Origin of the sequence: Brasilonema sp. UFV-L1, from assembly GCF_012912105.1 — a bacterium.
In the GTDB taxonomy this organism is placed as follows: Bacteria; Cyanobacteriota; Cyanobacteriia; order Cyanobacteriales; family Nostocaceae; genus Brasilonema.
Window position 1 is genome coordinate 38,765 of sequence record NZ_QMEA01000007.1, and the last position, 22,232, is coordinate 60,996.

General features: G+C 40.2%; 21 protein-coding genes. 14 read left to right on the forward strand and 7 right to left on the reverse strand.

Annotated elements, in window-relative coordinates:
• Nucleotides 1-113: 113 nt before the first annotated feature.
• Nucleotides 114-776 (forward strand): phosphoribosylglycinamide formyltransferase, encoded by a 663-nt coding sequence (gene purN / locus DP117_RS03900; RefSeq protein WP_169217024.1) that lies wholly within the window; start codon nt 114-116, stop codon nt 774-776.
• Nucleotides 777-937: 161 nt separating this feature from the next.
• On the opposite strand, the gene DP117_RS03905 is transcribed toward purN, so the two are convergent.
• The 4 genes from DP117_RS03905 to DP117_RS03920 form a co-directional block, all read right to left on the reverse strand.
• Nucleotides 938-1,534, reverse strand: coding sequence for a CPBP family intramembrane glutamic endopeptidase (locus tag DP117_RS03905; protein ID WP_169217025.1), 597 nt, complete (start codon nt 1,532-1,534; stop codon nt 938-940).
• A 452-nt stretch (nt 1,535-1,986) separates the two neighbouring features.
• A complete protein-coding gene (locus DP117_RS03910) occupies nt 1,987-3,054 on the reverse strand; it encodes a DUF3326 domain-containing protein (protein ID WP_169217026.1) in 1,068 nt (355 codons plus the stop codon).
• 102 nt (nt 3,055-3,156) lie between these two features.
• The gene (locus tag DP117_RS03915; RefSeq protein ID WP_169217027.1) at nt 3,157-3,333 is read right to left on the reverse strand and encodes a hypothetical protein; all 177 of its coding nucleotides are present in this window, start codon (nt 3,331-3,333) and stop codon (nt 3,157-3,159) included.
• A 66-nt stretch (nt 3,334-3,399) separates the two neighbouring features.
• Nucleotides 3,400-3,714 (reverse strand): 2Fe-2S iron-sulfur cluster-binding protein, encoded by a 315-nt coding sequence (locus DP117_RS03920; RefSeq protein WP_169217028.1) that lies wholly within the window; start codon nt 3,712-3,714, stop codon nt 3,400-3,402.
• 289 nt (nt 3,715-4,003) lie between these two features.
• Between DP117_RS03920 and acnB the strand changes: the two genes are divergently transcribed.
• From acnB to DP117_RS03960, 7 genes are all read left to right on the forward strand, one after another.
• On the forward strand, nt 4,004-6,670 hold the full coding sequence (gene acnB / locus DP117_RS03925) for a bifunctional aconitate hydratase 2/2-methylisocitrate dehydratase (RefSeq protein WP_169217029.1): 2,667 nt from the start codon (nt 4,004-4,006) through the stop codon (nt 6,668-6,670).
• 158 nt (nt 6,671-6,828) lie between these two features.
• Nucleotides 6,829-8,556, forward strand: a complete 1,728-nt coding sequence (locus DP117_RS03930) for a DUF262 domain-containing protein (protein WP_169217030.1) — start codon at nt 6,829-6,831, stop codon at nt 8,554-8,556.
• 118 nt (nt 8,557-8,674) lie between these two features.
• Complete coding sequence (locus DP117_RS03935; RefSeq protein ID WP_248277516.1) at nt 8,675-8,887, forward strand: hypothetical protein; 213 nt, start codon at nt 8,675-8,677, stop codon at nt 8,885-8,887.
• A gap of 168 nt (nt 8,888-9,055) precedes the next feature.
• The gene (locus tag DP117_RS03940; RefSeq protein ID WP_169217031.1) at nt 9,056-9,415 is read left to right on the forward strand and encodes a hypothetical protein; all 360 of its coding nucleotides are present in this window, start codon (nt 9,056-9,058) and stop codon (nt 9,413-9,415) included.
• A gap of 517 nt (nt 9,416-9,932) precedes the next feature.
• Complete coding sequence (locus DP117_RS03950) at nt 9,933-10,205, forward strand: circadian clock KaiB family protein (protein WP_169217032.1); 273 nt, start codon at nt 9,933-9,935, stop codon at nt 10,203-10,205.
• A gap of 71 nt (nt 10,206-10,276) precedes the next feature.
• Nucleotides 10,277-11,770 carry a circadian clock protein KaiC gene (kaiC, locus tag DP117_RS03955; RefSeq protein WP_169217033.1) on the forward strand — a complete coding sequence of 498 codons (1,494 nt, stop codon included), beginning with the start codon at nt 10,277-10,279 and terminating at the stop codon, nt 11,768-11,770.
• A gap of 131 nt (nt 11,771-11,901) precedes the next feature.
• Nucleotides 11,902-13,869, forward strand: a complete 1,968-nt coding sequence (locus DP117_RS03960) for an ATP-binding protein (protein ID WP_169217034.1) — start codon at nt 11,902-11,904, stop codon at nt 13,867-13,869.
• Between the two features lie 43 nt (nt 13,870-13,912).
• Here DP117_RS03960 and DP117_RS03965 read toward each other — a convergent pair whose 3' ends face one another.
• The gene (locus tag DP117_RS03965; protein WP_169217035.1) at nt 13,913-14,263 is read right to left on the reverse strand and encodes a hypothetical protein; all 351 of its coding nucleotides are present in this window, start codon (nt 14,261-14,263) and stop codon (nt 13,913-13,915) included.
• 307 nt (nt 14,264-14,570) lie between these two features.
• Between DP117_RS03965 and DP117_RS03970 the strand changes: the two genes are divergently transcribed.
• On the forward strand, nt 14,571-15,506 hold the full coding sequence (locus DP117_RS03970; protein ID WP_169217036.1) for a DMT family transporter: 936 nt from the start codon (nt 14,571-14,573) through the stop codon (nt 15,504-15,506).
• Nucleotides 15,507-15,513: 7 nt separating this feature from the next.
• Nucleotides 15,514-16,029 carry an N-acetyltransferase gene (locus DP117_RS03975; protein WP_248277517.1) on the forward strand — a complete coding sequence of 172 codons (516 nt, stop codon included), beginning with the start codon at nt 15,514-15,516 and terminating at the stop codon, nt 16,027-16,029.
• A 37-nt stretch (nt 16,030-16,066) separates the two neighbouring features.
• Here DP117_RS03975 and DP117_RS03980 read toward each other — a convergent pair whose 3' ends face one another.
• Nucleotides 16,067-16,975, reverse strand: a complete 909-nt coding sequence (locus tag DP117_RS03980) for a 2OG-Fe(II) oxygenase (protein WP_169217037.1) — start codon at nt 16,973-16,975, stop codon at nt 16,067-16,069.
• Between the two features lie 858 nt (nt 16,976-17,833).
• Here DP117_RS03980 and DP117_RS03985 point away from each other — a divergent pair.
• The 4 genes from DP117_RS03985 to DP117_RS04000 all read left to right on the forward strand — a co-directional run bounded on the left by DP117_RS03985 (nt 17,834) and on the right by DP117_RS04000 (nt 20,499).
• Nucleotides 17,834-18,241 carry a hypothetical protein gene (locus DP117_RS03985; protein ID WP_169217038.1) on the forward strand — a complete coding sequence of 136 codons (408 nt, stop codon included), beginning with the start codon at nt 17,834-17,836 and terminating at the stop codon, nt 18,239-18,241.
• 223 nt (nt 18,242-18,464) lie between these two features.
• Nucleotides 18,465-19,238: a hypothetical protein gene (locus DP117_RS03990; protein WP_169217039.1), complete on the forward strand. Its 774-nt coding sequence runs from the start codon at nt 18,465-18,467 to the stop codon at nt 19,236-19,238.
• 202 nt (nt 19,239-19,440) lie between these two features.
• Nucleotides 19,441-20,301: an HIT family protein gene (locus tag DP117_RS03995; RefSeq protein ID WP_169217040.1), complete on the forward strand. Its 861-nt coding sequence runs from the start codon at nt 19,441-19,443 to the stop codon at nt 20,299-20,301.
• A 6-nt stretch (nt 20,302-20,307) separates the two neighbouring features.
• A complete protein-coding gene (locus DP117_RS04000; protein WP_169217041.1) occupies nt 20,308-20,499 on the forward strand; it encodes a hypothetical protein in 192 nt (63 codons plus the stop codon).
• 323 nt (nt 20,500-20,822) lie between these two features.
• On the opposite strand, the gene DP117_RS04005 is transcribed toward DP117_RS04000, so the two are convergent.
• On the reverse strand, nt 20,823-22,175 hold the full coding sequence (locus tag DP117_RS04005; protein ID WP_169217042.1) for an N-acetylmuramoyl-L-alanine amidase: 1,353 nt from the start codon (nt 22,173-22,175) through the stop codon (nt 20,823-20,825).
• Between the last annotated feature and the right edge of the window lie 57 nt (nt 22,176-22,232).

Here is a 22,232-nt window from a genome sequence, read left to right on the forward strand (position 1 = left end):
ACTGGCAAAATGATGAACAAAAGTTACAAATCATTAAGACATGTACTGTGTCATTATCTAGCCACGACTTAGTATATATTTTTGGCATCTACTGATTTATCCTCCCTGCTGCTATGACGCTTCGTCCTGATTTTATCCCTAGCCTAGTGTCTCCGAATATCAGCGCTGACACACTGAGTACACAATTTCCCATAAAATTGGGAATTCTGGCTTCTGGAAGTGGGAGTAATTTTGAGGCTGTTGCCCAAGCAATCAAAGACGGGCAATTGTCTGCCCAAATTCAAGTTTTAATCTACAATAATCCAGATGCTTATGCCGCAGTACGCGCCGCAAAGTGGGGTATTCCTGCTGTGCTTCTCAATCACCGTGACTACAAAAGCCGCGAAGATTTGGATAGACAAATTGTGCAAACTTTGCGAGAGTATGATGTGGAATTGGTAGTTATGGCAGGTTGGATGCGGCTGGTAACATCAGTTTTTATTGATGCGTTTCCTGACAAGATTATTAATATCCATCCTAGTTTGTTACCTAGTTTTAAGGGTTCACGTGCTGTAGAACAAGCTCTTGCTGAGAAAGTAAAAATTGCTGGTTGTACTGTGCATCTTCTTCGTTTAGAAATGGACAGTGGTCCGATTTTGATGCAAGCGGCGGTACCTGTGTTGCCTGATGATACAACAGAAACGCTCCACGCGAGGATTCAAGTTCAGGAACATCGGATTTTGCCTCTGGCGATCGCCCTTGCTGCACAATTGCAAAAAGCGACATTCACATCCTAGTACAAAAAGTCACCAAGTCAGATTTTGACAGGTGATCACCAAACCGGGTTTCGCCAGAGTTATCAGTTATCAGTTATCAGTTATCAGTTACCAGTTATCAGTTATCAGTGTGTACTGTGTACTGTGTACTGGTCACTGTGTACTGGTCACTGTGTACAGTTTTAATTTTTTATCACCTGAGACTGCCCAATTTTCCATAAATAGCTGGAAATCAAATTCGTCAGAATATGAGCGACAATTGGTACCAATAAGTTACCACTCCAAAGAGCACCGTAACCTAGCAATATTCCGACAATGCTTGCCCAAATAACATAAGGCCATTGTTGAGAACCACTCAGGTGTAAGATACCAAAACAAACGCTTGAAATAATGACAGCTACATGGCTAAATCCAAAGGCTGGTAGCATCACACCTCGAAATAACAATTCTTCACTCAATCCTGGTAGTAACCCTAGCCATATCAAGTCTGGCAAAGCTAAAGGTTTTAGCACCATTTCTAAGTAGAAATTAGCACTTCTACGATAGGGAAGCCATAGGCGATAAGCTAAGCCACTTAAAGCGGTGATGCCTAAGCCTAACAAGACTCCCCAAAGCAATTCTCTTTCATCCCAGCGCCAAGACAGGAGAGAAAAGTTACCAACTTGTAACCATAGCTTGGCGATTATCCATAAAAGAATTGCAGTCACTCCCATCGCCACCAGCACTTGAGTGCGTGTCAAATCAGGGATTTCTGGCTCTTGCTTTTGCTGTTGTGCCACGATAACCGTATGAGGGGACAAACGAATTCAAAATTCAAAATTCAAAATTCAAAATTCAAAATTCAAAATTTAAAATTTAAAGTTCTAAATTTAAAGTTCTAAATTTAAAGTTTTAAAAATAATCTTGCACTTTGAATTGATCATTTTGAATTAAGCGAAGGGAGACAAGGGAAGCCAGCCTTTGTGCGGAGGGTTCCATCTTAGTCGCACGCCACATGCTACAACGGAGGGGACCTCCCGATAGCGCAGCGTGCCCGTAGGGCATAGCTTTGATTCTCCTTCACCAGATGCTGCGCGTTAGCCCTTTGGGCGTGCGCAAAGCGCATACGGAGGAAACCTCCGCTCAAACAACTCTTGGCACCACAGTGGCTCCCCAATTAGGGAAACTTGCCTACGAACCTCCATTCAGAGAAATGTCCGTTGACAAAGGGACAAAGGAAATTAATAACTTCTTAACTGTTTATGAGAAATTGTAAAGGCGATATATTGTGACTCAGAGCAGATGGGTTAATGCCTGCTTTGAGGGCGACTAAGACACCAACTGCCTCTAAATATGTGTTTACCTGTACTGATTTTATCCCTAATGGTTGAGGTCGAACTTGTACCTGAGTCTGATTTTCCTCCACAGTAATAATTTGACATCGCCTGCTGTGACTTAAACTCAGTAAAGCACTATTGCCACAAGCGGTTGCTGGTACAATTGCTGCATCAATTTGGTTTGCCCAAATATCACCAAATTCAAATAATTCATTTGATGCTCCAGTTAGAAACTGGGGTGCGCGGCTCAAACCAACAAGTACGCTTGGTAAAAAAGTATAGCCTAATTCTTCAGCAGCACAACGGGGAGATAAATTGAAATCTGGAGGAGAGGGAAAAAAGGCGGGTGAATGGGCGCAAGGAACTTGAAAAGTTCGCACTATTAAATGGCTGATCACTGCTTCTGCACCAGCAATCGGATCGACTCCTTTACCTAAGCGATAGTTTTGATCTGCTTGTTCATTAACAGTATCAGGAAAACGAGCAACAACTGCGATCGCCTCTGCTCCCACTTTTTTGATCAAGATTTCCGCCGCCCGTAATAAACTATCTGGGTTGCCTATCGTTCCCCAACTTGTTCCTGATGCGGATTGCCGTAATTCTACGTTTAATGGTGCATCCGTTATGACGTAATCTGTTAAGGATAATCCCAGGGTTGCTCTGGCTGCATCTGCTGCCTGTAAGTGTCGTAGCCGTAATTCTGGTTCTATTCCTTGGTCAAGAAGCAAACCTATTCGATTTTGATGAACTGGACGTAAACCCCAGCATCCAGCGGCAAATTTGTCAAGTCCGTAACCTTCAACATAGAAAGTATTGGGCAGGTTCCAGTACAAACTGGCACCGTTGAGAACATTGGGGTGAGTGATCAGGCGATCGCAAACCTGTGAAACAGCTTTTGCAACTGGTAATGCATCTCCTGCATAACCTCCGATTGCTGCTCCAATGCCAGTAGGGATAATTAAGATAGCGGTATATTGACGCACGAATCAACTCAAGAGTGAAAAGTCAAAAAAATTGCTATTTGTTAGTGGTTAGTGATTTTTAATATCAACTAAACACTAACAGTTGCTATTAGCTATTAAGTATTAGCTTTCTGTGGTAACAACGGCTTCAACAGTGCATGATTGTTGTTTCACGTCTGTAGATGTGACTGCCCAACGCAAAGGTTCTCCGTGTTTTTTTAACTCGACTTCAATGGCTTTTTGCAGTTCTGTGGGAGTTTCTTGTAAGTCAATTTCAGCGGTAATAAAATGGGTTGTCATTGTTTGACTCCTTACTTAATAGAGACACGTAAAGGCTGATGTATGAAAACGCTGTTTGCAGCGTCTCTACTTACCAAATTGCAACTGATAAACAATTTCTTCCTTTTCGGTTTCAATTTTTAAATCAGAACGAGGATAAGCAACGCAAAGCAAGACATAACCTTTTGCTTGTAATTCTGGGCTGACTCCCATGCCATCACTTTGATCCACGTTTCCAGAAAGAATTTGGGCAGCACAAGTTGTACAAACACCAGCATGACAGGAACTAGGCAAACCCAATTGGGCGGCATCAGCAACTGATAGAACTGTTTGATTTTCGGGAACTTGCAAAGTATGAGTTTTGCCTTGGTGGATAATTTCAACGGTGTGTGTTTTGGACATATATAATAGCAGTGCGATGCAATAGATAAGTCAAATATCTTATCTTAGAAAGAGATGGACAACTCAACAAAAAATCGCAAAGCAAGAAGCTTAACTGGAAAGAGCTTGACTCGCTAGGGCGCTATCCAGTGATAATTATAAGTCCTTGCTAGACGAAAAAATTCACCTAGGGAGATTTCTCGCCTGTTCATCTGGCTTGTTACCGACAATCAGGGAAAACTACCCATAATGAATGGCAAGTGATTGTAAAAACTAAATCCAATTGTGGACAGAATATTTGGAGAGTAGAATGCTGGAATCATACCGCAAACACGTTGCCGAAAGAGCCGAACTAGGCATTCCCCCCTTACCTTTAGATGCAAATCAAACGTCACAACTGTGTGAATTATTAAAAAATCCGCCTGCGGGTGAAGAGGAAACATTAGTGGAATTGTTGCGCGATCGCATTTCTCCTGGAGTCGATCCAGCCGCATATGTCAAAGCTGGTTTCCTCACCGCCATTGCCAAAGAGGAAATCACTAGCCCCTTGATTTCACCCATCGAAGCTGTAGAATTACTGGGGACGATGGTAGGTGGCTACAATGTCCAATCATTAATCGAACTCTTACAGACTCCGAGTGTATCCTTATCATCATCTTCCGAAACTCCTTTGGTGATGGGTGGGCAAGGAAAAGAACCCATAGCAGCATACGCCGCCACCGCCTTAAGCAAAACCCTGCTGGTATATGACGCCTTCCACGATATTTTGGAATTATCCGAAACCAATCCTTACGCAAAACGAGTCATAGACTCTTGGGCAGAAGCTGAGTGGTTTACTATTCGTCCAGTTTTACCAGAATTCATTAACGTTATTGTTTTTAAAGTTCCGGGTGAGACAAACACAGACGATTTATCCCCTGCACCCCAAGCTATGACTCGCCCAGATATTCCTTTACACGCCTTAGCAATGCTAGAAAGTAGAATGCCGGGTGCGTTGCAAACGATCGCCGAGTTAAAGACAAAAGGATATCCTGTCGCTTACGTGGGAGATGTCGTTGGTACAGGTTCCTCTCGTAAATCAGCAATCAATTCTGTATTATGGCACATTGGAAATGATATTCCTTTTGTACCCAATAAACGAGCAGGTGGATATATTTTAGGCGGTACAATTGCCCCAATTTTTTTCAACACAGCTGAGGATGCTGGTGCTTTCCCCATCCAATGCGATGTCAGCAAAATGGAAACCGGGATGGTGATAACTATATATCCCTACAAAGGAAACATCACCAATGAAGCAGGCGAAGTCATTTCCACCTTCACCCTCAAACCTGATACTATTCTTGATGAAGTTCGCGCCGGTGGACGTATTCCCTTACTCATTGGACGTACCCTCACTGACAAAACAAGACTTGCACTTGGTTTAGAACCCAGTACAGTCTTTACTCGTCCCCAGCAACCTGCTGACACAGGTAAAGGCTACACCTTAGCACAGAAAATGGTGGGTAAAGCCTGCGGTTTATCAGGTGTTCGTCCCGGTACCTACTGCGAACCGATTATGACAACCGTTGGTTCTCAAGATACCACAGGACCGATGACTCGCGACGAGTTAAAAGAACTCGCTTGTCTGGGTTTTTCTGCTGACTTAGTGATGCAAAGTTTTTGCCATACAGCAGCATATCCCAAACCTATTGATATCAAAACTCATCAAGAACTACCTGAGTTCTTCTTCTCTCGTGGTGGAGTCGCATTACGCCCCGGCGATGGAATCATCCACTCCTGGTTAAACCGGATGCTACTTCCCGACACCGTGGGAACTGGCGGCGATTCCCACACTCGTTTTCCTTTAGGTATTTCCTTCCCCGCTGGTTCCGGGTTAGTCGCGTTTGCAGGGGCGTTGGGTGTCATGCCGTTGGATATGCCAGAATCTGTTTTGGTAAGATTTAAAGGTGAGTTGCAACCTGGTGTCACTTTGCGGGATATTGTGAATGCGATTCCCTACGTCGCAATTCAAAAAGGTTTACTAACGGTAGAGAAGAAGAACAAGAAAAATGTCTTTGCTGGGCGGATTCTGGAAATAGAAGGTTTGCCAGATTTGAAAGTTGAACAAGCTTTTGAACTCACTGACGCTTCTGCTGAACGTTCCTGTGCAGGTTGTACTATTAAGCTCAGTATTGAGACAGTTTCTGAATATCTGCGTTCTAATGTCGCGTTGTTAAAAAATATGGTAGCACGCGGCTATCACGATGAGCGTACTATCATGCGTCGTGTTGCCAAGATGGAAGAATGGTTAGCAAATCCAGTGCTATTAGAAGCAGATGCAGACGCAGAATACGCGGAAATTCTTGAAATTGATTTAAACGAAATTAAAGAACCTATTGTCGCTGCTCCTAATGACCCCGATAATGTCAAATTATTATCGGAAGTTGCCAATGATCCAGTGCAAGAAGTTTTTGTTGGTTCTTGCATGACAAATATTGGTCATTATCGTGCAACTGGTAAAGTCTTAGAAGGTGCAGGTTCTGTGAAGACTCGGTTGTGGATTTGTCCGCCAACTCGCATGGATGAACAGCAACTGAAACAAGAAGGTGTGTATGACATTTTCAATGCTGCAGGTGCGCGAACAGAAATGCCAGGATGTAGCTTGTGTATGGGTAATCAGGCGCGAGTTGCAGATGGTGTGACAGTGTTTTCTACCTCTACTCGCAACTTCAACAATCGTATGGGGCAAGATGCGCGAGTTTATCTCGGTTCAGCTGAATTAGCAGCTGTTTGTGCGCTGTTAGGTAGGATTCCTACAGTAGAGGAATATCTTGATATTGTGGCGAATAAGATTCATCCTTTTGCTGATAATTTGTATCGGTATTTGAACTTTGATCAAATTGCTGGTTTTGAGGATGAAGGTAGAGTGATTCCGTTGGAAGAAATGCCCAAGATTGAGGATATTTTGGGTATGCCGACGGGGGCTGGTAGGAAGTAAGAGAATATCTATAAGATGCCCTGAAGCTAAACTCTAAGTTACACTAAAAAAGTCCGCCAGTGCGGACTTTTTCGTGCAAATTCATTTGAAATTAGTCTTTCATGATATGAAAATCAGTTTATCATTGTATAGAACAGTACATTAAGTTACAAGTAAGAATGAAAGCATCAGAAACTACTCTCCGCAACTTACTAGAAGGTGGTAAACAGTTTCAAATACCTCTTTTTCAACGACCATATTCTTGGAAAGACGAGAACTGGGAAGCTTTGTGGAATGATTTGATGAGTATATATAGTGATGAGGTAAAAGGTTCTTATTTTCTTGGATCTATAGTAACACAAGCAGAATTAGGAACAGCCGACGGTATCACTCCATATGTAGTTATAGATGGGCAACAACGTCTCACCACCCTTAGTATTCTCTTAGCAGTACTACGGAATCATCTCAAGAAATCTGATAAACAAATGTCAGAACAAATACAGGAATTTTACTTGATAAACAAGTATCAAAAGAATGATGAGCATTATAAAGTACTGCCTACCCAGGATGATCGCGAAGCATATAAGAGCATAATCGATAGTAAGGTAACTAAAGGAAAAAATAAAGAATTACAGTTAGGACAAATATATAAAGCTTATAATTTTTTTGATAAGCAAATGAAGAAACATGAGCCAGACCAGGATATTCCTCTTGACTTGAGCAAGTTGAAAACAATTATCTTAGAGCGTTTAGTATTAGTAAATATTACTTCTGATACCAACGATAACCCCTATCTTATTTTTGAAAGCTTAAACAACAAGGGAGAAGAACTTAGTCAGGCAGATTTAGTTCGCAATTATATATTTATGAAGCTGCCTAATGAAGAACGAGAAGAAGTGTACAAAACAGAATGGTTTCCTCTTCAAGAAAGCTTTAAAGCTAATATGGAAAAGGATTATGCAGAGAAATTGACTAATGCTTTTTTGTTCTATCTACGTAAAGATGGACAGGCTGTTAACGAAAAAGAGGTCTATAAAACTATTAAAAAGCGCTTTGATGACTCGGCAAAATCGTATGAAAAACCGGAATTAGGAATCAAAACGCAATTGCAAAACTTGATAAAATTTACTAACTATTACAAGCGTCTTAATTTTGAAGATGAAGAGTCAGAACCTAGGCTGAAAAATTGGTTTAAGCGCTTTGAGAGATTGGATTTTAAGACGTGTCATATATTCTTGATGAATGTTTATAATGAATATCAAGAGAAATGCTTATCACTGACAGAATTTGAACAGACTCTCAGGTATTTAGAGTCTTACTTTGTACGCCGTTGGCTTGCTAGAGTTTCTACTAGGACTTTAGGGGCAGTATTTAATAGCTTGTACAATCAAGTTAAAGACAATAATCCTAATGATTTGGTAAGTGGTTTACGTGCAGTTCTAATAAGTTTCGAGAAAAATCAACGCTGGCCTGACGATGATGAATTCCGTAAAGGACTGTGCAATGAAGCTTTATACAGTAAAAGTTCAAGTGTAAATAATAGGGTAAAGCTTCTGCTAGAGAGTATTGAGGACTCGTTGACCAAGGAGTGCGTTGATTTCAAAGATTTGTCTATTGAGCATATTATGCCCCAGAAGTCACCTTTACCTAAAGAGTGGCAGCAGATGTTAGGTGCTAATTACAGCAATGTACAAAAAAAATGGCTGCACACTTTGGGTAATCTTACATTAACAGGATATAATTCTGAGTTATCTAACGGATCTTTTGAAAAGAAGGTAATTCTTTTAAGAGATAGTAATGTTACTTTAAACCAATATTTCCGCAAGATAAATATTTGGGATGAAGAGGCAATTAAAACTCGTGCTGAATATTTAGCTGAGATAGCGATTAAAGTTTGGCCTCGATAAGAGGAATTTGAATTCAGAGAACACCAAATGTTCGGTTAATCTTTGTAGAGGGGCGATCGCACCCGAAATTCCTCTACAAGTGCGATCGCACTGCCTCTGAGAGCGCTAAAGTCATATTATGACGACAAAAGCCAAAATCCAGATGAAAGCTAATAAATATCCATTTGCGCAAGAAGTGATCACTGATACTCAAGGTAACGTCCGAAAAGTGATCACAAATTTTGATGATTATCAACGTTTGCTAGAAGCCATTGAAGACGAAGGATTAATTCTTGCCATGAAAGAAGTGCAAGATGAAACACCGCTTAACCTCAATGAAGTATTAGCATAACTTGAAAAAGAGCTTCACAAAGAAATGCTATTATCCTGATTCGCATAGGTAATTATCGTATTGGCATTATATGTAAAGATATTTATCGCTATTTTCCGTAAAGGGGTATTGCCCAGCAAGAATATTTTCCTTGCTAAAATTTTAGGATAAATTCCCAAAAAAGTAATCATGTCTGAACAAAGTATAGTGAACAATGAGTCTCAAAATAATAGAGAGAATAATTTTTCCGAAATATCGATAACAGAATTACTGCAAGAAATTCAACAAACTCCCAGAGAATACTGGTCTAATTTACTTCAGATAATCCGCTTATTTCGTGAAAGTGTAATTTTAAAACCAGGATTATCAGAGACTTCTGAACAAGAAATTCCCGAAAACAACCGATTAATCCAACAGCATAAAGCCTTGAGCAAACTGACTAAAGAATGGATAGAGGAGGGGGATGAACAAGAACAAACAGAAACTTGGGAATATCTACGTCAAGCACTTGATGAAGACCGTCTTTCTAATCGTCCACTGTTATCATGAGTAGGATGGTGATATTAGATATAGGTGCAGGAGAAATGTCTCCTGCTTATGTTTTGCGTATTTTTAGGCAATTTGGCTTTAGTGATGAGGAAATTAAAAATCTTTTGGGGTAAATGAAATTTAGATAATTATGATTAGTTATCCCAAAATCTTGCTACTGTAGATTATCTGCATTCTCACAATCATCAGCAAAGTTCAGCTTCAATGCGTGTATTGCACTCAATCGCAAATTGCTATCAAGCAGACTTGACGTGAGACTCAAAAGACGAGTGTTTGAGAATAGATTCACTCATCTGCTATTTTCCATAAGGAGCGATCGCTCCTTATTTTTCATCTCAGTTCGTATGCGAACAGCCATATGAGAAAATTCCTTCATGGCTTATCAACAGACATCTCACTACCTGCTGACACTCAGAAATACCTCGTTAGTCTGAATAAATTCAACATTACGAAAACTTATAATAACTGCGGGAAAAAGTAAATACAGAGGGAACGCAAGTAGTGACTCGACTGACAAATGAGTGAGAAATATCTGCTCAAACTGTATATTACAGGATACACGCCCAGATCCCAACGGGCGATATCCAATTTAATTCAGTTGTGCGAATCACATCTGCGGAATAGACATGAGATAGTAATTATAGATGTCCTTGAGCAACCACAAATTGCGGAAGCTGAGAAAATCTTAGTCACCCCAACGTTAATCAAAGAATTTCCCTTGCCAAAAGTGCGAATTATCGGTGATTTATCAAATACACACACGGTTTTGTTAGGGCTTAACATTCCCTAGAGCAGCAAGATACATTAATAATACTAATCAGTGATATTTTATTTTTTAATGAAAAAGCTCAAATTCTAGAAATGAATCAAGAAAAAGAACAAGATTTGGTAGAAAAGCTTGTCACTGGAATTCCTGGCTTTGACATATTATCTGATGGGGGACTACCCATTGGTCGGGTAACATTGATAGTTGGTACTGCAGGTAGTGGTAAGACTGTATTTGCATCTCAGTATCTTGCTGAAGGTATCAAACGGGGTGAGAATGGAGTGTTTGTGACTTTTGAAGAATCTCCGCAGCGTATACGGAAAAATATGCGGGGCTTTGGCTGGGATATCCGCCAATGGGAGGAGGAAGGCAAATGGATGTTTGTTGATGCTTCTCGCCAAGTTGGAGAACAGCCTCTTGTTAGTGGAGAATACGACTTCGATTCTCTGGTTGCCCGAATTAAATATGCCATCAATCAGGTGGGTGCAGTACGAGTCTCAATGGATTGCTTGGGAGCAATTTTTACTTATTTGCCTGATAAAGCTCAAGTCCGTAATGATCTATATATGATTGGTTCAGTGTTAGAACAAATTGAAAGTACGGTCGTTGTCACATCTGAACGCAATCAAGAATATGGTAATATTAGCACTTACAGTGTTGAGGAGTTTGTCGCTGACAATGTGATTATCCTACGCAATGCGATGCTTCAACACAAGCGCCGACGGACTGTAGAAATTCTTAAGTATAGAGGTAGTTCTCACAAGCAGGGAGAATTTCCTTTTTCGATTCTTCCTGATAAAGGGATTGTGATTATTCCCCTTTCTACATCGGAGACACCAGAGGCTGGTACTTCTGATATTCGCATGACTTCTGGCGTTCGAGAACTGGATGCTATGTGTGAGGGTGGTTTTTTTCGGAATTCGATTATCCTTGTGTCAGGAGCGACAGGTACAGGTAAAACCTTACTATCAACTCAGTTTATCGCAGCCGGAGCTCGTCATAACGAACGCTGCTTGTTATTTGCTTTTGAGGAAAACCGAGAACTGATTCTAAGAAATGCCCTGGGTTGGAGTGTTGACTTTCAACAAATGGAACGAGACGGAAAATTGAGGATTGTGTACCGCAACCCAGAAGCAAATCCACTGGAATATCACTTGATCAAAATGCAAGAGATTATTGAGGAATTTCAACCCCATCGTGTAGCAATTGATAGTCTATCAGTCTTGGAATGGGGTTCTAGTACAGAAGGATTTCGGCAATTTATTGTTGGTTTGAATTCAATCTTCAGAGAACGGAGAATGACTGCACTTTATACCTCAACAACCCCGATGACGCTTGTCAGCGGAACCTCAACTTCTGAAGCTCATATCTCTACAACCACTGATGTTATTATATTACTACGATATGTTGAAGTTTATGGAGAAATTCGTAGAGGCATAACAGTCATTAAAATGCGCGGTTCACAACATGATAAGCAAATCCGAGAATTCACAATTGATAATCGGGGTATGCACATCGGTAGGCCATTTCGCAATATTACTGGTATTTTAACAGGTCATCCGATGTCTGGTTTTTACAAACCAAAATGAGTTCAGTAGCTCTTAATCTTCTCTTTCTATAGGAAGAGCCATAAACATAAGTCTTTGGGTAATGCTGCGCGACACTATTAACCACTAAGATTTATTCATAATAAATCACTCATTTACTAAAAGTGGCTAACGTGGCTGAAAAATGCACCATTTTATTGTTATTAACCTCGCCCCAATCTACAGAAAATATTCTGGCTTTATTGAATGAAGCTGGTTTTGGACTGAATTATAAGTGTGTGCCAACAAAAGTTGATGACTTAACTTATCTGAGTTCTGGTTGGGATGCGATTGTTGCTGAATACAGCTTAAGTCATTTGAATGTCTTAGAAGTCTTACACAAAACGCAAGCACAGGGGTTGAATATCCCTTTTGTGATTGTGAATGGTATAGATAGCGCATCTGTTGCCGTAAAATGTATTAAGGCAGGAGCTACAGACTACTTACCCAAAGATGAACTGGCACGGCTTCCTCAAGTTATTAGACAGGCTCTTGCACAAGAAACACAACCGTGCCAATTGCATAAGCAAGATTTAGAACAACGCTTAGAAAAACAGACAGCAGAACTCGGTAAACAAAAAGAACACTCTCAACGAGTCGAAGCAGCACTTCAAAAGATCGAAGTGCAGTTACAAACGCTGATTACTAAGAATGCTGACGGTATTGTGGTTGTCGATCGCCAGGGTTTTGTACGTTTTATTAACCCAGCAGCACTAAAGCTGTTTAGTTGCGAGCAAGAAGAACTCTTGGGTGAATTGTTTGGCTTTCCTGTTGTTGGTGAGGATAACACAGAGGTTGATATTTACCCATATAACTATAACAAAGAAAGTACCCCAGCAAACACTGGCTTAGAAAAAATTGCCCAAATGCGTGTGGTAGAAATTGAATGGCAAGGAGAAACTGCTTATCTTGTTTCTTTAAGAGATATCACAGAGCGCAAGCGCGCTGAACAAGAACGGAATAAACTTTTGGAACAGGCTCAAGCAGCAAACCGCATCAAAGATGAGTTTCTTGCTGTTCTCTCGCATGAGTTGCGAACACCCCTAAATCCAATACTTGGGTGGGTGAGACTTTTACGCAGTGGTAAGCTTGATCCTAATAAGAAAGAGCAAGCACTGGAAACGATTGAGCGTAACGCTAGCTTACAGGTGCAACTGATTAATGATTTGCTGAGTGTATCTAAGATTTTGCGTGGTAAGCTAACTCTTAATCCTACTACTGTTAACTTGCAAACTATCATTACTAAGGCTATAGAAAGTGTTCATCTTGCGGCTGTTGCTAAGTCAATTGAGATATTAACTATATTTGATCCTAATGTAGGATCAATTTTTGGTGATTCCAAACGATTGCAGCAAGTTATCTGGAATCTCCTTTCTAATGCTGTTAAATTTACGCCACCAAAAGGACAAGTTACAGTTCGGTTAGAAAGGGTTGGCTCATACGCTCAGATTCAAGTTATTGATACAGGCAAAGGTATCAAACCAGATTTTCTACCCTACATATTTGATTACTTCCGTCAACAAGATAGTAGCTATACCAGAAAGTTTGGAGGTTTAGGATTAGGTCTTTCTCTTGTCCACCACTTGGTTGAACTGCACGGTGGTACTATTAAAGCAGAAAGTCTTGGTGAAGGCAAGGGAGCAACTTTTACTGTGAAGCTTCCACTCATGCTTAATCCCTCCATCATTCAAGCTGAGACTCAAAAAGATGATAATAGTCCTTCTTTACATGGAGTGCGGGTACTAGTTGTGGATGATGAACCAGATAACCGTGATTTTCTGGTTTTCTTACTAGAAGCTTACGGGGCTTCTGTAAGTGCAGCCGCCTCAGGGCATGAAGCACTCTCATCACTGGTTAAACAGCAGCCAGATTTGCTGGTGAGTGACATTGGAATGCCAGAAATGGACGGTTATACGCTGATTCGTGAAGTTAGATCTTTACCTGTCGAACAAGGGGGGCAAATTCCGGCGATCGCCCTCACTGCTTATGCAGGAGAAACTACCCAACAACAAGCATTAGAAACTGGCTTCACACTTCATGTTCCTAAGCCAGTCGAGCCAGTTTTCTTGGCGACAGTTATTGCAAATTTGGTTGAGAAATAAGTTGTTTCTTTGTGGTTTCATTCAAACAAATTTGATCATCAATTCACCACTTATTATTCAGTAAGCCTTCAAAATCTGTTTTTAAAGCCTTAATATCTGCTACCCTTGCGACTAATAAGTTATCACTACCTGCATCCATAAGACGTGATTTCCAATAGCAGATACTCTCTGAATTCTTCATCCAAAACTCAATCACTGTATCGACAACTTCATCGATATTCCAGCCCCATTTTGATGGTAATGGTTCCACTGATTTGATGATGGCATCAAGTGTACACTTGTGAGTCCCTACATATTCCACACCTTGATGCTTTAGTTCTTGTAAACTCTGCTGTTGATGACTGAAAAAATCTAAAACTGGAGACACGCCTACAATGTCGAAAGTGTATTTCATTCTATTTCTCCAAATTCTTACATGAGTTCTCTTGAAACCAGAGTTGCTCTCAAGTGTAATAACTTAAAATTTTCTTGAATCTCATCTCAACACAGTTCAAATCCTCCTATTTGGTAAATCATAAACTTCCAAAAAATAGCACTTCAGCATTGAGAGTGCTAAAAAATGTCCCATAAAAGAGTTAGCAGTAAAGTACGTTGAGTGCTAAAAAATGTCTCACAAAAATTAGCAGTGAAGTGCATTGAGTGCTAAAGTTTATAAAGGTATTTATATTAAGATATAAAAGATTTCCGTTGAAAGAAAATAGGTGGATGTTATTTTTAATAATTATTTAAATTTGTCCGTCACAAGTTTGAAAGGTGAAATTGCAGCGTTATCTGCTGCTTGTTTATGGGCTGTGGCATCAGTATTGTATGGGCGCTTGGGAGAACGTATCCCGCCGTTACAACTCAACTTAATCAAAGGGATAATTGCGATCGCCTTTTTATTGCTCACTATCATCATCAGCGGCGAATTGTTTCCCAGCATTCCACCCCTATCCCTTTGTCTCATCCTCTTGAGTGGTGTTGTGGGAATTTGCTTAGGCGATACAGCTTTTTTGGCAGCGATAAATTTTCTGGGTGTACGTCGTGTCTTACTAATTGGAACTCTTGCCCCACCCATGACAGCAATACTCGCGTTGATTTTTCTCCAAGAAAGATTAAATATGAGTGCTTGGTGTGGTATTTTGCTGACTGTTTTGGGTGTTGCTTGGGTTGTTACCGAAAGAGTTCCTAGTACAAGTGAGAATTCCTCAAGGTACCTGTGGCAAGGAATAGGTTTTGCTTTGTTGGCAGCGGTTGCAAATGCGACAGGGGGTGTTCTCTCGCGTGCAGCTTTGGCAAACACTAGCATCAATCCCTTGTGGGCAGCTTTGTTGCGGTTGATTGCAGGCGTGTTGATGCTTTTGATTTGGGTACTTTGTCGCAAGCAACAAGATGGTTTAGCGTTAAAAAGTTTACAAAAACCTAGAGTGATTCTAGTCGCTATCTTTGCTGCGTTTTGTGGAACTTACTTAGGAATTTGGTTGCAACAGATAGCAATTAAATTTACAGCTGCCGGAATTTCCTTCACTTTGTTGCAGACGAGTCCATTATTTGTCATCCCGATCGCGATCGCGATGAAAGAGAAAGTCAGCGTCAGGGCGATCGCCGGTGTTATAGTTGCGATTGTAGGGATTGGATTGCTGTTTTACCTGAAGTAGTCTTTTAATGATGCTAGATTTTGCGCCAGAAACAGAGAACCAAAAAGCGAAGATTCATCAAGTCATAACGGATGCTTTTGGTCGAACACAAGAAGCTGAACTTGTAGATAAAATCCGCAACTCTCCAAATTTCATACCTGAATTATCCCTTGTCGCGCTAGAAAATGGAGATGTATTGGGACACATTCTCTTCAGCCGCATTTTCATTAACGCACCACACCAAATTCCAGCACTCGCATTAGCACCGCTAGCCGTGAAACCACAGCGCCAGCGTCAAGGTATTGGTAGCCAGTTGGTGCAAGTAGGTTTATCAAAATGTCGTCAGTCAGATTATCCTATTGTTGTCGTTGTTGGAAATCCGCACTATTACAGACGTTTTGGTTTTCAAAAAGCGAGTCAATTTGGCTTGCACTCATCGTTACCAATACCTGATGAGGCATTTATGATACTAGAACTCAAGCCGAGTGCTTTGATAAATATTAATGGGAACGTGTGCTATCCAGCTTACTTTAATGAGGTTTGAAACATTATTTTCCAAGTCGTAAAACTTCCTACACCTGTCACTCTCCTATATGACTATAAAATTCTTGTCGCCAAAAAACACACTGTTTTTGCTGTTCAGAAAACATTGGTGAGAGTGCCTGTAAATCTTCCATAGGTAGTGAAGATTTACAATAAAAAGGAAATCTTGGTTGTCTGGAAGTGTAATCAAAAAATATTGCCAATCTATCGTAAGCTATTGGTCTTTTACCTCTATGAAAGACACTATTAGTCCCTGCAATGACTACCGTTCCAGATAAACCGATACAAGATTTATAATTTGATGGAGATACAAATCGTTGCATACATTCATCTCGAATATAACCAGATTTATATCCCAAAGAATGAACAACTTTTGAAGTGATATATTTTGGAATATATTGAAATGGTCCTCCATCATCATTTATGTCATTTAAATAAATAATGACTTTGAATAATTTCCTATCTTCCGAATCCATGTGCCATAGCCTGGATTTTATCTCTACTTGATTAACAAGATCTCTACGAAAATAGGCACCATGATAAGCTACAGGTAGACCAAGATAATTCTCAGCAATATTGAGTAAACGTTGTTCTAATCCCCAAAGAAAAATCTTTGGATCTTCCATGATTTGCTGGGAAGTTGCATGAATCACAAATTCATTTTCATCGCCAGAAAGAACTCTTGGAATTTTTGGCATTAATTTTTTTGCAGCTTGCAGCATTTGTGGAGTAGAAGGAATCGCAAGTTCTTCTAACGAGGTGATGACAACTCCCTCAGTGTTCAGAGTCTCTACAAGAGTCGAGTCAGTACTCGAAAGAACAGGGAGATGACTCATATGTTTTGCTAATGCTGCTTGATAAGCACACTCAGCAGGAGTTTTTATGAGTGAAATTTCATAAAGATTCTTTAAGACTTGGTTACGCACCTGTGTTGCTATTGTCTTCATGTTGTAATTTTTTTAACTAAATAAACAGGACGATATTTTAAGTAAAATCGCTGTTATTTAAAAAAGTATTTTTTATGACAGCAATAAACTTTGTATTGACTTTACGTAGAGTCAGCGACAGGATGACTGTGCTTTTCTATATCTGAATATTCATCTAGAACAACTTACTTTCCGGGTAACTTTTTTGATAAAAAACTTAAACTCTACTTAATCAACTGGCTTGATCATAGATACGGATAATTCATGATTAATGCGTATAATCCGAGTTCTTAGCTATTTGTTATCGTGTTAACGGTGATCAAATCTGGACTGCTAAAACACTTCAGCTTCAGAATCTGTTTGTTTTCTAACTATGTGTCTGTTATCGAGTTGCTGTTCTACTTGAAGTTCTAGTGAATGAGAAGATACTTGCTAACACTCAGTAAGACTTGTGCTGACACAAGGTAAAATTTATTTTTTTCAAAGGAAATTGTTGATCCGATGAAAAGCAAATATCGATTTGAAGAATTAAGTATAAATTAAGTCTTATTTAAGACAAATAACTTTTTAAGTCACAACAATTAGATAATGACCTTTTTTGAATTCAAAGGAGGCATAGACCGCTGCGCTAACAATCCGGAAGAATAATTTTGAATTGATTAGGGAAGGTAGGAGCCCCCACCATAATCTTTGATCTGCCGAGACTACTGCTGGCGGTACACGCGCTCCCACTAAGTGTCTTTAATTTTGAATTTTGAATTTTGAATTTTGAATTTGAGCGTTTGCGTAGCGCCCCTTTTAGGGGCTAGCGAGTGACACCAGCAACAGACTATACTATCGCTTTGGAAGAGCAGATATGAGTATAGAGGAGTCAGAGTAATGGTGCGGCTAATATTCAGCTTAATTCTGCTGTGGCTATTAACTGCGTGTACCACGAGTGTTCTTGCACCAACTAGCCAGTTAGTAGAAAAAGCAATTGCGTTTGAATTAGAGCAAACCCAACAGCAACTCAATCAACAGCTAGATTTAGATATTCAAGGATTTGAAATCCATCGGTTATCAATGACTCAGCAAACACCTTTGACAATCGAGAATTTACCTACATACCGTATTCAGGGAACCTACAACCTGACGTTCAAACTCCCAAAACGACGTTTGACACAAGCCCAAAAACCTTTTGAAGTTTATCTGCAACTCCAAACAGAAGGTAAAACTTGGCGGTTACTAGTTCCCGAAGGTAGTGACAAAGATTCCAAATCAGTTTGGCACAGTTATTTTCTTCAATAAATTGCTAGAACACCGATTCACTAATCTCACGCAACCCGGTTTCTTTCGTTGAAAAGACTGATTTTTCGTTGAGTCAACGATGAAGTTACCGGGTTTTTAGCCCCGTTAATCAACCATTCGCTAATCTTGTGTGTGTAACTCTAAAAACCATCACAAGCATTTGTGCTTGACTCCCAACCACTCGCCAAGATTGAGGTTATACTTTGATCACAAACAAGGCAAAATGTATTTTAACTTCTTCATAGGTTCCAGTTTTGGAATTCTCGTTTTAGTGCTTTTGGGTTTTAGCATACTGCAATGGTTCCATATACCTACTGGTAACTTTCTCGATTGGGTGATTGGAGGGGCAAGTTTTTGGTGGTTGTTGGTGATTGTAACTGTACCGTGGAATGTTCATTTTCAGGCAAAAGAAGTCCTAGCAGAAGGTACACAATCAACTGAAAAAGGAATTCCAGTAGATGAGAAACAACTGGAATATGTCAAAGTTTTGGCACGGCGATCGCTCTTTGTTGCTCTTGGGTTACACTTACTTTCAGCAATTGGTCTTTACGTTCTCGCCGCTACTGGTATTAGTGCAGTCGGCTATGTTAGTTCTGGTGCTGCTTTATTATTAACTGGATTACGTCCAGCCATCAGTGCTTATGAGTACTTGTATGCACGATTGGTTATGATTCGCCAAGAATGGAAGTATCCACGTGAAGATGTTGTTGAACTTCGCTCCCGTTTCGACACGCAAGAAGCAACCGTTAAGCGCATAGAAGAACAACTGAACCCAGAACAACCCTACTCTCTAGCCGCAAACCAACAAATTTATTTAGAAGAAACACGCAGAGAATTAGCTCGAATTGCCGCTAGTGTAGAAGAATTACGTGCCACAAATCAAACCGAACATGAACGTTTGGCAAGAGAAGCACGAGTGGCGATCGCCCAACTTTCTACAGATGGACAATTTTTGGATCATGTCCGCGAGATTATCAGGTTTTTTAAAACTGCATAGTTCAAAATCCTCTTGTCGGGATCGGGCGATCGCTCTTAGGCGATCGCTTTTTTAGTAAAGATTTTCTAAGTACTAGCACTGTTGAAGACAAAATTTTTTCGCTTTAAATTATACTCATATATCCTGAATCACATAACATTTCATAGCTGCTGGTGTACGCAGTTCATATCGGCTACTGAATCGAAAGAAGATTTATGTTTCCATGAAAAAGCAAAAAAATCAATTTAGCCACCTCACAGCAATAGAAAGAACTTACCTATCAGTACCTGCGCAGTTTTTGTTAGAGAAGAATCTGCTTCAAGATAAAAAAAAAGTCCTAGACTTTGGCTGTGGCTTGGGCAATGATGTTAAAATCTTGCGACAAAAAGGATTTGATATTACAGGTTATGATCCTTACTATTTTCCAGAATATCCTAATGAAAAATTTGATATAATCATTTGCTTTTATGTTTTAAATGTTTTATTTCTTGAAGAGCAAGCGGAGGTTCTCATGGGAGTATCGAATCTCTTAAAGCCGGGAGGTAAAGCGTATTATGCAGTAAGAAGAGATATAAAAAGAGAAGGTTTTCGAGAACATTATATTCACAAAAAACCTACATATCAGTGTATTGTAAAACTTCCTTTTCAATCAATTCATCTAGATGACTATTGCGAAATTTACGAGTATACACATTATAATTTACAAAGAAACTCCTCTAACAATTGCATATTTTGCAACCCTCATAAAAACTTAACTATCCTAACCGAATCAGCAACAGCCTATGCGATGTTTGACGGTTATCCTGTGAGTAAAGGTCATGTTTTGGTTGTTCCAAAACGTCACGTTAGTAATTATTTTGAGCTACCGTTCAAAGAGCAATCAGCTTGTTGGTTTATGGTTAACAAAGTGCAGAAACTTCTCAGCAAAGAATTTGAACCCGACGGTTTTAATGTGGGAATGAATATCAATCGAGATGCAGGTCAAAATGTGATGCACGCCAGTATTCATATTATCCCTCGTTACAAAGGTGATACTGCTAGTGCTAAAGGTGGAATTAGATATGTGATTCCTAAAAGAAAGTAAGCTGTTATGCCTAGATCAGCAATCAGTGATGCAGTTATCAGATATATGGTGGGGTATTCTGACATCTTGCAGCATTCTCAACAAGACCCAAAAAACCGAGTTTATAAACGAAAAATTAAGGTTTTTAACTGTCGTTATTCTCAAGAAACCCGGTTTTTGACCCTGGTGCAAGATATAAGTATACCAACCCAAGGATAAATACATCACTGTGTACTGATAACTGTTTACTGATACAGCAAACCTAAATTGTTTGTGAACATCTTCTCTCTTTTCTTCCTTTGTGTACTAGCCTACGGCACGCCGCTGCGCGTCTAGGGCGTACTTTGCGGTACCCTGCGGGAAGCCCTTCGGGTTCGCAGTCGCCTCTGTCGGGAAACCCTCCTGCAGCGCTGTCTCACCGCTCCGCGTCTACGTTATCATAATTTTTTGTTCACGATCTATCTAAGATTGCTGTAACTGTTGAAAACTTTGCTGAGCAACTTTTTTCCTTAGCCCAATTGATTAAAATCGAGATTTCGCACTTACAATAGTCCTGCCGACTCATAGAGCCTTTTGAGCATTGCCATAATCTTATTACCATACTCCAAATCCGCAGACCAACGTCCTGAAAGTTGATCAATTGATGGAGCAATACCACGAGTCACAAAGCGAAATCTTGGATCTTCCATTTCCTGAACTAATGGTTCCAAACTGGCGTAAGCTTTCAAGTGTTGAATGTGCGCCCGGACACCGATTCTAGCACTTTCAAACGACGCCGTTTTTGGACCACCACCAATAGTACCCAAACCAGCAAAATTATTTTGCTCTGATTTAATGTCGTCATCAAAGCGTAAAAATCCAGTTTCTATACACATTTGGCAGAAGGCGATGTCATGGTTCACCCCTTCTGTTGCTGCTTCTTCTCGATAAAGTTTAGGTAAGTCAGGAAATTGTACGATCGCATTTTCATTGTTGTTTCTCAAAAATAGCTGCAACTGCACTTCTGATGTGTAACCGTGCAACATAATCTTGTCAATTTGACTAACAGGAATTTGCACAATCGAGCGCAAATTCAGAGTACGATTGGCGCTATCCCAAGAGATAGAAACATGAAAGTTCTGTAGTTCAATAGCTTTGACGTAAACAATTCGGCGATAAGTGACGCGGGTGACACTAGGCGCTTTTGACAAATCAATTTGCAGGCGATCTGCCAAATCAATGGGGATATAAGCATTACCGTTAATGAGTATCCCTTTTTCTGGGTAAAGTTGTCCGTTGATGTTGATAGTGATTGTCGGATATGTTGAATCTGCTGCAGCTGGTGAACTAGGATCAACAGTACGACTCCAAGATACGAGTCCATCAGCAATTCCCACTGCAAAGTCACGGCGGCGAGTTTGCAGCAAAGTGCGATCATCTGGGTTGCTTAGAAAACCAACTTGCATTAACAAAGAAGGAATCGCTGTTTGACGACAAAACACCAAACGTCCTAAACTCGATGTTGAGTCTGGCTTGACTCCTCGATTTGCTAACTGAGGAACACGGCGCAATAGCCCCACCAGCAACAGTTCGGCATGACTTCTACGTTCATCATTATTAGTAATATAGAAAACACTTGCCCCACGTACAGAAACAGTGCTTGCAGCATCAGCATGAATTTCTATAGCAACATCTTTTTGACGAGCGCGAGAATTGATCCAAAGGATAGTTTGTTGAGCACTGAGCTCATCTGGAACCGCCAAGACTTCAAAATTACGCGCCCTCAGTTCACTGACTATCAAATCCCGCAACAAAATCATTTCCTTGGCTTCAGTTGTTCCACCGGCGATTGAGCCTGGATCTGTTCCTCTGATTTCTTTGCCTCCGTGAGCTGCTGAAATAAAAATACGTCCCATTTTTAGTATTTCCTCTTATACAATTTAAGCGATTAGCGATTTTTTGAGCATTATTCT